Source organism: Pseudomonas sp. Choline-02u-1 (assembly GCF_002836515.1).
Classification (GTDB): Bacteria; Pseudomonadota; Gammaproteobacteria; order Pseudomonadales; family Pseudomonadaceae; genus Aquipseudomonas.
Window position 1 is genome coordinate 106399 of sequence record NZ_PJBC01000061.1, and the last position, 13046, is coordinate 119444.

General features: G+C 59.6%; 13 protein-coding genes. 5 read left to right on the forward strand and 8 right to left on the reverse strand.

What is annotated here, in order from left to right; all coding sequences use genetic code 11:
* Positions 1-29: 29 nt before the first annotated feature.
* The 8 genes from CXF97_RS18230 to CXF97_RS18265 form a co-directional block, all read right to left on the reverse strand.
* On the reverse strand, positions 30-1331 hold the full coding sequence (locus tag CXF97_RS18230) for a phenylacetate--CoA ligase family protein (RefSeq protein WP_256589864.1): 1302 nt from the start codon (positions 1329-1331) through the stop codon (positions 30-32).
* On the reverse strand, positions 1321-2589 hold the full coding sequence (locus CXF97_RS18235) for an aminotransferase class I/II-fold pyridoxal phosphate-dependent enzyme (protein ID WP_101159698.1): 1269 nt from the start codon (positions 2587-2589) through the stop codon (positions 1321-1323). The genes CXF97_RS18230 and CXF97_RS18235 overlap by 11 nt, the downstream gene beginning before the upstream one ends.
* Positions 2586-3680: a DUF3419 family protein gene (locus CXF97_RS18240; protein WP_101159699.1), complete on the reverse strand. Its 1095-nt coding sequence runs from the start codon at positions 3678-3680 to the stop codon at positions 2586-2588. The genes CXF97_RS18235 and CXF97_RS18240 overlap by 4 nt, the downstream gene beginning before the upstream one ends.
* A 42-nt stretch (positions 3681-3722) precedes the next feature.
* Positions 3723-4457 (reverse strand): iron-containing redox enzyme family protein, encoded by a 735-nt coding sequence (locus tag CXF97_RS18245; RefSeq protein ID WP_101159700.1) that lies wholly within the window; start codon positions 4455-4457, stop codon positions 3723-3725.
* Positions 4435-5103, reverse strand: a complete 669-nt coding sequence (locus CXF97_RS18250; RefSeq protein WP_101159701.1) for a hypothetical protein — start codon at positions 5101-5103, stop codon at positions 4435-4437. Before CXF97_RS18250 ends, CXF97_RS18245 begins: the two co-directional genes overlap by 23 nt.
* A gap of 266 nt (positions 5104-5369) precedes the next feature.
* On the reverse strand, positions 5370-5927 hold the full coding sequence (locus tag CXF97_RS18255) for an L-threonylcarbamoyladenylate synthase (protein WP_101159702.1): 558 nt from the start codon (positions 5925-5927) through the stop codon (positions 5370-5372).
* Positions 5928-5982: 55 nt separating this feature from the next.
* Positions 5983-7080, reverse strand: coding sequence for a DNA-processing protein DprA (gene dprA, locus CXF97_RS18260; RefSeq protein WP_101159703.1), 1098 nt, complete (start codon positions 7078-7080; stop codon positions 5983-5985).
* 84 nt (positions 7081-7164) lie between these two features.
* Positions 7165-8190, reverse strand: a complete 1026-nt coding sequence (locus CXF97_RS18265; RefSeq protein WP_101159704.1) for a LysM peptidoglycan-binding domain-containing protein — start codon at positions 8188-8190, stop codon at positions 7165-7167.
* Positions 8191-8347: 157 nt separating this feature from the next.
* Here CXF97_RS18265 and def point away from each other — a divergent pair, with 157 nt between their 5' ends.
* The 5 genes from def (at position 8348) to CXF97_RS18290 (ending at position 13042) form a co-directional block, all read left to right on the forward strand.
* The gene (gene def, locus CXF97_RS18270; RefSeq protein ID WP_016772378.1) at positions 8348-8854 is read left to right on the forward strand and encodes a peptide deformylase; all 507 of its coding nucleotides are present in this window, start codon (positions 8348-8350) and stop codon (positions 8852-8854) included.
* A gap of 57 nt (positions 8855-8911) precedes the next feature.
* Complete coding sequence (gene fmt / locus CXF97_RS18275) at positions 8912-9871, forward strand: methionyl-tRNA formyltransferase (RefSeq protein ID WP_101159705.1); 960 nt, start codon at positions 8912-8914, stop codon at positions 9869-9871.
* Positions 9868-11178, forward strand: coding sequence for a 16S rRNA (cytosine(967)-C(5))-methyltransferase RsmB (gene rsmB, locus CXF97_RS18280; protein ID WP_101159706.1), 1311 nt, complete (start codon positions 9868-9870; stop codon positions 11176-11178). Before fmt ends, rsmB begins: the two co-directional genes overlap by 4 nt.
* Before the next feature lie 22 nt (positions 11179-11200).
* Positions 11201-12577 (forward strand): Trk system potassium transporter TrkA, encoded by a 1377-nt coding sequence (gene trkA, locus CXF97_RS18285; protein ID WP_016772381.1) that lies wholly within the window; start codon positions 11201-11203, stop codon positions 12575-12577.
* Positions 12578-12727: 150 nt separating this feature from the next.
* Positions 12728-13042 carry a tetratricopeptide repeat protein gene (locus CXF97_RS18290; protein WP_101159707.1) on the forward strand — a complete coding sequence of 105 codons (315 nt, stop codon included), beginning with the start codon at positions 12728-12730 and terminating at the stop codon, positions 13040-13042.
* Positions 13043-13046: the final 4 nt, after the last annotated feature.

Here is a 13046-nt window from a genome sequence, read left to right on the forward strand (position 1 = left end):
GCGCGCCTCAAGAGCTTGACCGGGACGCCTCATCTCTCGACAAAAAACGGCGTCTTGCCAGCCGTGGTGATGGCAAAATCACCACGGGGCAGACGCTGAATCTGCATGCCCGATACACCGGGTAATCTGAGTAATGTGCTCGCCTGTGCCTCGCTGCGCAAAGCCTCTTCGATGACCCGTTCCGCAGCGGCGGGAATCCGGTCTTCGGCGATCAGCAGCCGCAGGTGCGCACCCTCGGCCCGCCGATCAATCTGCACTTGCACATCCCAAGCGTACAATTCGGGCAACAGCTCTGCGAGCACGCTCAGAACCTGTCGCTGAGTGATGATCGCGCCGCCCAGTTTGATCGAGGTCTCGACGCGACCCTGCAGTTGCAGTATTGGCAGAGCGCTGCCACAGGCACAACCGGATTGCCCGCCCAAGACTCGCCCACGATCACCAATGCGATACCGCAACAAAGGCACCTGATCGGGCAATAAAGGGGTCAGCAGAAACTCCCCGGGTTCACCTTCCACCACCGCTTGCAGGCTGTGGGGATCGACCACTTCAAGTAGCATGGCATCGGCATGCAGATGGTAGAGACCATGCTCCAGATGCCTGCACTGGAACCCGATAGGTCCGGTCTCCGTCGAGCTGTAACCCAATGATCGTATGTTCAGGGCCGGCCAGGCTCGAGCCAGTTGCTCGCGCAGTGGCTGACGACAAGGTTCTCCGATGTAGTAGAGCCATCTCAAACTGCGCAAATGCGCGCCCTCGACATCAGCATGATTGAACAGGGCCTCGGCGAATGAGGGCGTGCAGATCAGTGCATCGGCCGATTGAGAATGAATCAGCCCGGCTATACGCTGCAGCCCCATCAGCGCACCCGCAGGCAGCAGGCGCGCGCCAATGTGCCGGACAATGGCCGACGCGTATTGAAAGGCACCCTGCATTTCACCGGGCGTCAGGCAGTTGATTACGACACGGGGCAGTTCATCGCTCGCAACGAACATCCGCGCGCCCAAGGGCACGATATTTTCGTTGAATGCCCAAGAGTGAGTGATGTGCTTGCGGTTACCCGTGCTGCCGCCTGAAGTCAGGGTCAGCCCGCCGCCCGGCGCGCAATGTGACGCTTCGCTGAGATGAGTGAACAGCAATCCGTCCTGATCATCCTCCACGGCGAGGATCGGTAACCGATGCAGATCCGCTGCGGTCTGTACGTACTGAATCTGCGGACAGAGCTTACAGAACCATGGCAGTGACCGCGCATAGGCCAGTTTACGCGCGAAGGCCTCCGCGGCCGCACCCTGAACGGTCTTTGCACAGGCCTGGTTCATCAGGTCACCGCGCATGATGCGGATCTTCCTGGCGAATACCCAGCTCAGCGAATCCTTCGTTGACCGCACTGGCCAGATGCTCCAACTGAACCTCGCTGTGATTCGCGCTGATGGCCAGTCGCAGGATGGCTTGACCTTTGGCCACCACTGGAAACAAGGCTGTAGTGACCGCTATGGCGTGCCGACGCAAGTGCAACGCCAGACTGATCGCGTCCCGTTCGGCACCCACCCGGACGAAACGAATGGGCGAAGCAATCTGGTGATTGCCTAAAACCGGTCCTAACAGACTGTCGATGACCTCCACGTTTCGCCAAAGCGCCTCTTGCAACTGACCCAATTGTGCAGAGAGGTGGATCTTTGCCGAGGCAACTGCCGCACCGACACCGCCCATCGATAGCGGGCCGCCAAATGTATAAGTCGACGCATGGCGCCGAATCAGCTCGGCATCGGCCGACGTCAGCACTGTAATTGCTCCGCCGGTGGCACCGAAAGCCTTGGATAATGACGACAGCAGGATCAAACGTTTGCACGACGGCGCAGCGGCGACATCGAGCGCATAACCGCCCCCGGCGTGGCCATGAATGGAAGTGCCGTGAGCGTCATCCGCATACAGATAACCCTCGAAGCGCTCTGCCAGTTGCAGCAATCGGTCGACAGGATAAAGCCCGCGCATCGAGCCGATGCTGTCAGTCATGATAATCGGCGTATTGCCGGCGGCGACGGCTGTGGAGCAAGCATCTTCGACTTGCTGAAGATCACTGCAATCGCAGCGATGGACGGGGCCGAACTGCCACAGAATGCCTTGCAGCACTTGCATTGAAGCATGGGCAGTATGATCAATGATCCAGCCCGGGCCACGGTGCAAGGGATACGACGGCAATTCACCGGAACCCAGCAGCGGCAGACAACCCAGATGGGCGCTGCCCACCGAGTTGAATGTCACCGTATGCCCCTGGAATATGCGGTTCAACTGCTCATCGAGTTCGCGCATCGGCGGGAGCAGCGCTCGGGTGCGAGCGGCAGCGAACTGCACGCCGAAGGACTCGATGGCTTGCACTGCGCCTTGAATCAGACGGGGGTCGCTTTCGAGTCCCAGATAGGAGCATGAGAGAAATTCGGTCAGCCGCTCGCCGCTGCCCAACTCTATGACCTTGCCGTCGCGCTGCACCAGGTGCAGGCCATTGAGACCGGCGTCGAACAATTGCTGTTGATCGTCCCGCGCCTGGCGGACGCGGTTCCTGACCCAATTAACGGTCGGGTGAGGTGTATTCATCGGGATACCTGCGCAGGTGATGTCTGGCGGTAGACCTGCACTCGCCAGAGTTGAGTTTTTTCTCGTGCGATTGCGTCCTGAAATTGCGTAGTAACGTCGCAGAAGCCTTCGCAATCGGGCCTGACCACATGCAAATGGCCACGAATAACCGTCAGCGCATCCTCGCCCAAAGCGGGTCGAAGCCGCTGCAGAACATCAATACCCACCTTCGCCGGCAGGAATGAAGGCACGTCTGAAAATGAGACAAAGTCGACATCCCTGCACCTGGAAGCACAGTCGAAAATATCGCTCTGCTCCACGGTCAGCCGGCATTGCTGCAGTGCCTTGCGTGCCTGTTGAAAGACCTGTTGATCGCACTCCAGCGGAAAGCCTTGGGGATACCGCAACTCACCGAAAAACAGCATTTGCAGGAAAAAGCTCTCGCGCACGACCTGGGTGGTGAACAAGGTATGGAAAATATCCAGATACACCTCGCGGGAACTGATGCCCAGATTGTTGCGGGGGAATGCCCCTTTATACAAAAGCGAGTTGAGCACCGATGCATTGCCCAATAGGGCGATCACGGCCTTCCAGCGCTTGAGGGGAAAACGGCTTTGGTAATAAGTCGATTGTTCTTCCAGATCTCGGACCTGGAAGATCCCTCGTCCCGCCTTGCCAGTGAACAGTCCGTTGACCTTCGCCAACCGCTGCAGGGTCTGCTCGAAGGCGCCGAGGTAAATCGGTGCCTGCCAATGACGGGAATGAAAAAAGTGCTCCAGCCAGCGCCTATCAAGAGAAGGCAGATCCAGCAGGCGAAATATGGATTTGCGGCGTGTCGCCGATATATCGGGCTGGTAGCCCATGAAATCCATGAACGACTGACGATCGGTCTGCTCCAGCAGGGCAAAACGCAAGCGCGTAAAGGCCAGTTGCGGCGCACTGATATCGGCACACGTCATGCGGGCTGGGTGACGGGCCAGCAAAGGCAGAAGCCGACCGCCACAGCCGGCAACGCCCAATACATGTCTGGCATGCTCGGGCAGAATGGCATGTTCGAGCGCTGTGTCTTCATCCCCCAGCGAGTAGTTCAAACGCTCGAAATAATCAGCCATCTCGACCTCCGCCTGCCTGACAGGAAAATGAACGGGAAGGCGTCATGATTTCTCCAGGGCATGAAGAAACTCGTAGCGGGGCGCGAGGCCGTTTTGCCAAGCTTCATACTGGTCATAAACGGCTTCGAGCATGTTACCGGTCAGGCGCAGACTGGTTTCCATCACGGTCGCAACGGCATCCCAGTCAGCCTGACGCTTGCAGGTCCGCTGCAGAATGAGTTTGATCTCATTGAAGTGGTCGACGTCGATATCCGAATGAGCAATGAAGAACGTCAATTGAGCGGGCTTCAACGACAGCGTTTCACTCAGTTTGTTGATCAGCGGAGTGATAAAGTGATAAGCGTTTTCCGCCCAGTAACTGTATCCGAGCCGCTGTAATGGGTTACCGGTAAAAGAAATCCAGTATAAGTAAGCGATCAGCACTTCGGTCTCAGGAAGTGCTGGCGGTATATCAAAAGCTTCATTTTTCAAGCCTAAACTCATGACATCATGCAGGGCCATTTTCTCATGCCCGACTTCTTGCGCCGCATGTTCAAAACAGAACTTCGCATAAACAGGATTATCGGCATGCCGCACCCCAACCAGACCCTGATTTCGAGCATTGTGTGAGGTGTAATGAAAGGTTTCGATCATGTAGATTGCATACAACGCCTTGGAAACACTGCCCTTGCGAATAGCCTTGACCAGCCTGGAGTTGCCCAGAATATCGCTCCATGTTTTGTCGATGCGCTGATCGAGCAGAATCAAATGTTGTTCAAAACTGATGGACGCATTCATTGCGATTCTCCGGATAGTTGCCGTTCATGGGAAATGGTTGTTGTAGTGCTGCAAGGATTTGTCGCCACTGCGCAGACAGCAGCCAGTAATCGCCGCGAGAACGATTTGCGATATGCAGGGGATTGGAGGTGATCAGGGTCAGGCCGAAACGCTGAAATAGCCGCCGTTGTGGCGATCTGCACAACGCAGTGACACCTTCATAACCGCGGTCGATCGCCCATTGCGTGGCGGCCGCAAGCAGCGCATTGGTCGGCACTGGCCGGTGCTGTTGCGAAAGGCTGATCAGGCGACTGAACTCGACATGACGTGCCAGCGCCACGGTCGGAGAAACATATTGGTTTGCCAGCGAAGCCCATTCGAACGGTGATGGGGTGACACGCATGACCGCCGTCAGTTGATCGCGTTGATACAGCAGAAAATGCGTGCTTCGCGATGAGATCGCCAGACTCGTTTCAAGTGCTCGGGCTCTTGACGTCAACATGTAATGTTTTAACCGAAGACGAAACTGACGACCGATGAAGCGTTCAAACTCGCTGGCATCTGACCCTGCTTCAAGAATAACGATACGATAATCAGAACTCTGCTTGTGCAGTGTTTCTCGAAGCCCCTGCAGGTAATCCTTTAATTGTAAGTTTGTAGTATCCATTCCCTCTCCGCAGACGTTAACTATCGAAGTTTTCTGACGCATTGAAATAATGGATGATTCTGCAAATCTCGCCACTGCACGACGTCTGATAATGACGTGGGAAAATTTACCGAAGTTTCTGATTTATAGATTTATCTGACATACAGCGGAGCAACATAAACAACGGATTGTTTAAGTTTTATAATTGACCAAAGATAATATTTCGGGCAGAAAAACTCCCCGCCAAACCATTCGGGGAGCTCAAAAGCAGAAGAGGCAGAAAAGCGTCAGTCGGGACGAATGACCTTGCCCGTCGCCAGATCGCGGATGACACTCGGGTTTTTCCGGCCGCCGAGACTACCGGCCAGCACCAGATCGATCTGCCCACGGAAATATTGCTCTACCCGTAAACGCGTGCGCGCCGCCGGGCGACCTTGCGGGTTGGCCGAGGTTGATATCAACGGCCCGACCATCGAGCACAAATCACGCACTTGCGGGTGATCACTGACCCGCAGTGCCACGGTGTCATGCACGCCTGTGACCCATTCCGGCAACAGATTCTGGTGTGGCACCAGCCAGGTGTTCGGCCCCGGCCAGGTGCTGGCCATGCGGTCGATCCAGTCCTGCGGGAAGTCCTCGAAAAGGAAATCGAACTGGCGGATGTTGTCAGCGACGAGGATCAGTCCTTTGCTCACCGAGCGATTCTTGATCGCCAGCAAGCGGTCCACGGCGTCTTCGTTCCACGGGTCGCAACCCAGCCCCCAGACGGCTTCGGTTGGATAGGCAATCACCGCGCCGGCGCGAACTTCACGCGCGGCTTGTTGCACACGCCAACTGTTGACCATGAAAAAACTCTCCACAAACAGGTTTCGCGCAGTTTACCGATCTTCCTTGTAAAACCTAGCGTGACCGCGCCAACCAGCGACCGTTTTCGCACACCGCACGGCCGTCGATCTCCAGCTCGGTCAGCGTCGCAAGCACTTTGGGCAGCGCCCAGCCACAGCTCGCGGCCAGGGCTTCGCTGGTGTGCGGCGCCGCGTGCAGCAGCGCAAGCAACGGATGATCATCCTGCGGCGAAGCTGTGGATAACAACGGCTGCTGCCAGCCACGCAGGGCTTCGAGAATGTGTTCGATAGTTTCCACGAGCACCGCGCCGTCGCGAATCAACTGGTGACAACCGCGGGCGTCGGGGTGATGGATCGATCCTGGAATCGCGTAAACCTCACGCCCTTGCTCGGCCGCCAGTCGCGCGGTAATCAACGAGCCGCTGGCAACACTGGCCTCGACCACCAGCACGCCAAGGGATAAGCCGCTGATGATGCGGTTGCGTCGGGGGAAGTTGCTCGGGCTCGGCCCGGCGTCCAGCGGAAACTCGGAAAGCACCGCACTGCCCGAGGCAATCATTGCCTCAGCCAGGCCTTGGTTGCGTTGTGGATAAAAATTTTCCAGGCCCGTACCAAGCACACCCACGGTCTGGCCGCCAACGTTCAGTGCGGCCTGATGCGCAGCGGCATCAATGCCCAGCGCCAGACCACTGGTGATGACAAAACCGGCCCCGGCCAGACTGCGGGAAAACGCCGCCGCCGTGTCCATCCCGGGACGCGAAGCGCGGCGGCTGCCGACCATCGCCAACTGCGGTTTCTCCAGAATCGACGGATCGCCGGCAACGAATAAAAGCGGCGGCGGATCGGGAATTTGCGCCAGCAATGCTGGGTAATCCGCTTGATCCCACATCAACAAATGTTGGCCGGGGCGCTCTAGCCAGCGCATTGCGTGGCTGGCGCCATCGCGCACCGTCGGACAACGTCGCGCCTCGGCGCAGGCCGATGGCAACCCCAGCGAGCGCCACGCACTGGCCGGCGCACTGATGGCTTTCGACGCCGAGCCGAAGGCTTCGAGCAGTTTGGCAAAACGCTTGGGGCCGATATCCGGCATGCGGTGCAGGCGCAGGCGCGCCTCCAGTTCCGCCGGGGAAATGGCCGTACTGAGCGACAACATGAATGGATCATCCTTGATCGTTCTATGCTCCGAACCATTCGGAACAAGCTGTGGATAACTCTGTTGGTAACTTGTGAAGCAAGCTTACGGATTTCGCACCTTGTCGAGCACCGCCAACGAACGCGAAGCGTTGAGCACCAGGCCGTAACTGAGTTTGTCGTAGGTGCGGAACACCATCAGCAAGCCGGCGCGCTCATCAGGAATCTTCAGCGGCTGGCCAGTGATCCGGTCACGCACGGTTTCGCCGGTTTTCATCACCGCCAGTACATTGCCTTCGGCCAGACCGTCGCGTTTGCCCCTGTTCAGCGTGACGACGTCCATCACGCCGATCTGGGTGACGCCACGCGGCACGTCGATAATCAGGCCGTCGATGGATCGATTCGGCGCGCTGGGCATGAACGTCGAGTTGATCGAACGTTCTTCGCCGCTGAACAAGCGGTCACCAAGCCGCACTTCCTGGGTGGTGCGCTGCAGGGCGAGGGTGGCGACATCGCCTTCGGCAGCAACGATTTCGCCACCACCGATATCGTCCGCGTTGATACCGAGGAACTCCTTGGTTTGCGGGTCCGTATACACCTTGCCCTGGCGGAAGATGCCGTACACCGGTTGCTCCGGATCGAAATGGCCACGGGCGAAGATGCGGTCACCGGTGCCGCTGAGCACCCGTTCGGCATCGCCGGCGACGATGTACGGCGCCTTGTCGAAGTCTTCGGCGTTGTCGACGATGCGGTTGCTCAGCAGAAAGCTGTTGATCGATTTCAGCGGAATGCTCGGAATCGCCTCGGCCACCGGGCTGGTGCGAATCCGTGGCGAAAGCTTGATGGTGCCGCGCGACTCGCCACGGTTGACAGTTAGTTGCGGCTGGCCGTTGACGTAGCTGAGCGTCAGCGTGTCGCCGGGATAGATCAGGTTGGGGTTCTCGACCTGCGGGTTGGCGCGCCAAAGCTGTGGCCATTGCCAGGGCTCGCGCAGGTATTTGCCGGAAATGTCCCAGAGCGTATCCCCTGAAACCACCGTGTATTGCTGTGGAAAACCATCCCTGAGTTGCACTTGCCCTTGTGCGGCGCCGGCCGAAGCCAGAAGCAGCAGGGCGAGTAGTGTTTTCCTCATGCAGTGAATCCCTTTATCATGTGCATTCGCGTGAATCGTCAGAGCCCCCGTGGCTCGCTTCTGTTTTCAGAAGCTACGCTTCACAACGGTAGCCTGCATCCTCGGACCCGCCAGGCCATCGACCCGACTTTACTCAACGTGTGCAGCAATCGAAGCTATGGCCATTTTAAACATCCTCGAATTTCCGGACCCGCGTCTGCGCACTATCGCCAAACCAGTGGCTGTAGTGGACGACGAAGTGCGTCAGTTGGTCGACGACATGTTTGAAACAATGTATGAAGCGCCGGGCATCGGCCTCGCCGCGACCCAGGTCAACGTGCACAAACGTATCGTCGTGATGGACCTGTCCGAAGACCGTACCGAGCCACGGGTGTTCATCAACCCCGAGTTCGAACCGCTGACCGACGAGATGGACCAGTATCAGGAAGGCTGCCTCTCGGTACCGGGCTTCTACGAAAACGTCGACCGCCCGCAGAAGGTCAAAATCAAGGCGCTGGACCGCGACGGCAAGCCCTATGAGCTGATAGCCGAAGGCCTGCTCGCGGTGTGCATCCAGCACGAATGCGACCACCTCAACGGCAAATTGTTCGTCGATTACCTGTCCACGCTCAAACGCGACCGGATCAAGAAGAAACTGGAAAAGCTGCACCGCCAGAACGCTTGATGCCCCTCTTCAAAGGCTTGCTGCGGCAAGCCTTTTTCTTTTTATGAGACGCCTTTCATGACTGAGCCACTGCGCATTGTTTTTGCCGGTACCCCGGAATTCGCCGCCGAGCACCTCAAGGCTCTGCTGAGCAGCCCGTACGAGATCGTGGCGGTCTACACCCAGCCGGATCGGCCGGCCGGCCGCGGGCAAAAACTGATGCCGAGCCCGGTCAAACAACTCGCTCTGGAGAATAATATCCAGGTGTTGCAGCCGCCGACCTTGCGCAATGCCGACGCCCAGGCGGAACTGGCCGCGCTGAAACCGGACTTGATGGTGGTGGTCGCCTACGGCCTGATCCTGCCGCAAGCGGTGCTGGATATTCCGCGTCTGGGTTGCATCAACAGTCATGCGTCGCTGCTGCCACGCTGGCGCGGTGCGGCGCCGATTCAGCGCGCCGTCGAACATGGCGATGCCGAAAGCGGTGTGACCGTGATGCGAATGGAAGCCGGACTCGACACCGGGCCGATGCTGCTAAAGGTTGTCACGCCGATCAGCTCCGATGACACTGGCGGCACACTGCATGATCGCCTCGCCGAAATGGGTCCGCCCGCCGTGGTCCAGGCAATTGCCGGTCTGGCTGCCGGCACCCTGCAAGGTGAGGTGCAAAACGACGAGCTCGCCACTTACGCGCACAAACTGAACAAAGATGAAGCACGCATCGACTGGAGCCGTCCGGCGGTAGAGCTGGAACGTCTGGTTCGCGCCTTCAACCCATGGCCGATCACCCACAGCACGCTCAATGGCGAAGCGTTGAAAGTGCTGGCCGCGAAAGTCGCCGACGGCACTGGCGCTCCGGGTGAAATCCTCAGCGCCAGCAAGGACGGCCTGATCGTCGCCTGCGGTGCACAAGCGCTGTGCCTGACTCGTCTGCAACTGCCCGGTGGCAAAGCGCTGAACTTCAGCGACCTGTTCAACAGCCGCCGCGAGAAATTCGCCGTCGGCAGCGTGCTGGGTGCAGCGGTGGACGCGCAATGAATCCACGTCTGGCCGCCGCCAAGGCACTCGCCGCCGTGCTCAGCGGCAAGGCTTCGCTGAACAGCTCCCTGCCCCCGCAGCTGGACAAGGTCGAGGATCGCGATCGCGGTTTCACTCAGGATCTGGCCTTTGGCACTGCACGCTGGCAGCCACGCCTGTCGGCATTGGCAGAGAAGCTTTTGCAGAAACCGTTCAAGTCTGCCGACGCCGATGTCGAGGCGCTGCTGCTGGTCGGTCTTTACCAGTTGCTCTACACCCGCGTACCGGCTCACGCCGCCATCGGTGAGACCGTCGGTTGCGCCGACAAGCTGAAAAAACCCTGGGCCAAAGGCCTGCTCAACGCCGTGCTGCGCAATGCCCAGCGCGAAAGCGAGACGATTTTCGCCGAACTCGAACGCGACCCGGTGGTGCGCACGGCGCACCCGCGCTGGCTGCAAAAATCCCTCAAGGCGTTCTGGCCGCAGCAGTGGGAAGCCATCTGTGCAGCAAACAACGCGCATCCGCCGATGATCCTGCGGGTCAACCGCCGCCATCACAGCCGCGACGCCTACCTCGCGCTGCTGAACGATGCCGGGATCGCCGCGACACCTTGCGAATACAGCCGCGACGGCATCGTCCTCGAAGCCGCCGCCGATGTGCGCAGCCTGCCGGGTTTCGCCGAGGGCTGGATCAGTGTGCAGGACGAAGCCGCGCAACTGGCCGCCGACCTGCTCGACCTGGCGCCCGGCCAACGCGTGCTCGACGCCTGCTGCGCGCCCGGCGGCAAGACTTGCCATATCCTCGAAGCCGAACCGGCGCTGGCCGGCGTGGTGGCGGTGGATCTGGAGGCCAAGCGTCTGGTGCGGGTGAAGGAAAACCTTGAACGCCTGGGCCTGAGCGCTGAGCTGATCGCCGCCGATGGCCGCGACACGGCGAAATGGTGGGATGGCAAACCGTTCCAGCGCATCCTGCTCGATGCACCGTGCTCGGCCACCGGGGTGATCCGTCGCCATCCGGACATCAAGCTGACCCGCCAGCCCGACGACATCGTCGCCCTCGCACAACTGCAAGGCGAGTTGCTCGACGCCATGTGGAAAACCCTCGAAGTCGGCGGCATCCTGCTCTACGCCACCTGCTCGACATTGCCGACGGAAAACACTGAGGTGATCGCTGCGTTCCTCGAGCGCACCCCCGGTGCCCGCGAACTGGATCTGGCTACGGCGGCCGGCATCAAACAGCCCCATGGTCGCCAACTGCTGGCCCGGCAAGGCGGGCATGACGGGTTCTACTACGCCAAGCTGATCAAGATCGCTGCCACGCGCGGCTAAACGGAATCAACGGAGTGACTGGATGAAAATCATCATCCTCGGTGCAGGACAGGTCGGCGGTTCGCTGGCCGAACATCTGGCCAGCGAGGCCAACGACATCACCGTGGTCGACACCGACGGCGAGCGCCTGCGCGACCTCGGCGATCGCCTTGACATCCGCACCGTGCAGGGCCGAGGCTCGCTGCCTTCGGTACTGCGTCAGGCCGGTGCCGACGACGCCGACATGCTGGTCGCGGTGACCAACAGTGACGAGACCAACATGGTCGCCTGCCAGGTCGCGCACACGCTGTTCCACACCCCGACCAAAATCGCCCGGGTGCGCGAAGCGTCGTACCTCAATCGCGAGGAACAGCTGTTCCAGAACGAAGCGATTCCGGTCGACGTGCTGATCAGTCCCGAGCAGGTCGTGACCAACTACATCAAGCGCCTGATCCAGCATCCCGGTGCCTTGCAGGTGATCGACTTCGCCGAAGGCGCGGCGCAACTGGTGGCGGTGCGCGCCTACTACGGCGGGCCGCTGGTCGGCCAGCAACTGCGCCAGTTGCGTGAGCACATGCCGAACGTCGAAACCCGCGTCGCTGCGATCTTCCGCCGTGACCGGCCGATCCTGCCGCAGGGCGACACGGTGATCGAGGCCGACGACGAAGTGTTCTTCATCGCCGCCCGTGAGGACATTCGCGCGGTGATGAGCGAAATGCGCCGCCTCGACGAAACCTACAAACGCATCGTTATCGCCGGTGGCGGGCAGATCGGCGAGCGCCTGGCCGAGGCCATCGAAAGCCGCTATCAGGTGAAGATCATCGAGATGAGCCCGGCGCGTTGCCGCTACCTCTCCGATACCCTCGACAGCACCGTGGTGTTGCAGGGCAGTGCCTCGGACCGCGATCTGCTGCTGGAAGAGAACATCGCCGACGCCGATATCTTCCTCGCCCTGACCAACGATGACGAAGCCAACATCATGTCGTCGCTGCTGGCCAAACGGCTGGGGGCGAAGAAGGTCATGACGATCATCAACAATCCGGCTTACGTCGACCTGATTCAGGGCGGCGACATCGACATCGCCATCAGCCCGCAACTGGCGACCATCGGCACCCTGCTCGCCCACGTACGCCGAGGCGATATCGTCAGCGTGCACTCACTGCGGCGCGGCGCGGCGGAAGCGATCGAGGCGATTGCCCACGGTGATGCGAAGTCGAGCAAGGTCATCGGCAAGCCGATCGAAAAGATCGGCCTGCCGCCGGGCACTACCATCGGCGCGGTGATTCGCAACGAGAAAGTGATCATTGCCCACGACGACACGGTGATCGAAGCGGGCGACCATGTGATTCTGTTCCTTGTGGACAAGAAGCATATTCGCGATGTGGAGAAGCTGTTTCATGTGGGGTTGAGCTTTTTCTGACCTGAAAACAACGTTGCCCGAGATGGCCCCTTCGCGAGCAAGCCCGCTCCCACCTTTGGAATGCGTTGCCCTGTGGGAGCAGGCTTGCTCGCGAAAGGGGTATTGCTGAGCAAGACTCACCTCTGACACACCGCAGAAAGGAACGCGCCTATGCTCGAATCCCTGGAAAAAATGCTCGCCAAAGGTGCGGATAACGCTCTGTTGCGTTTCGGCCTGGGCAAGGGTTATCTGGACTTGGGCGAAAACGCCAGGGCTGCCGAGCATTTCCAGCACTGCGTTACGTTCGACCCGAAGTACTCAGCAGCGTGGAAGTTACTGGGCAAGGCGCAGCTGGCGCTAGGCGATCACGCCGCTGCGCGTCAGGCCTGGGAGCAGGGCCTGGAAGCGGCCCGCGCCAAGGGCGACAAACAGGCCGAAAAGGAAATGACTGTGTTTCTGAAGAAGCTCGAGCGGCAGGCGCCTTGAGCTA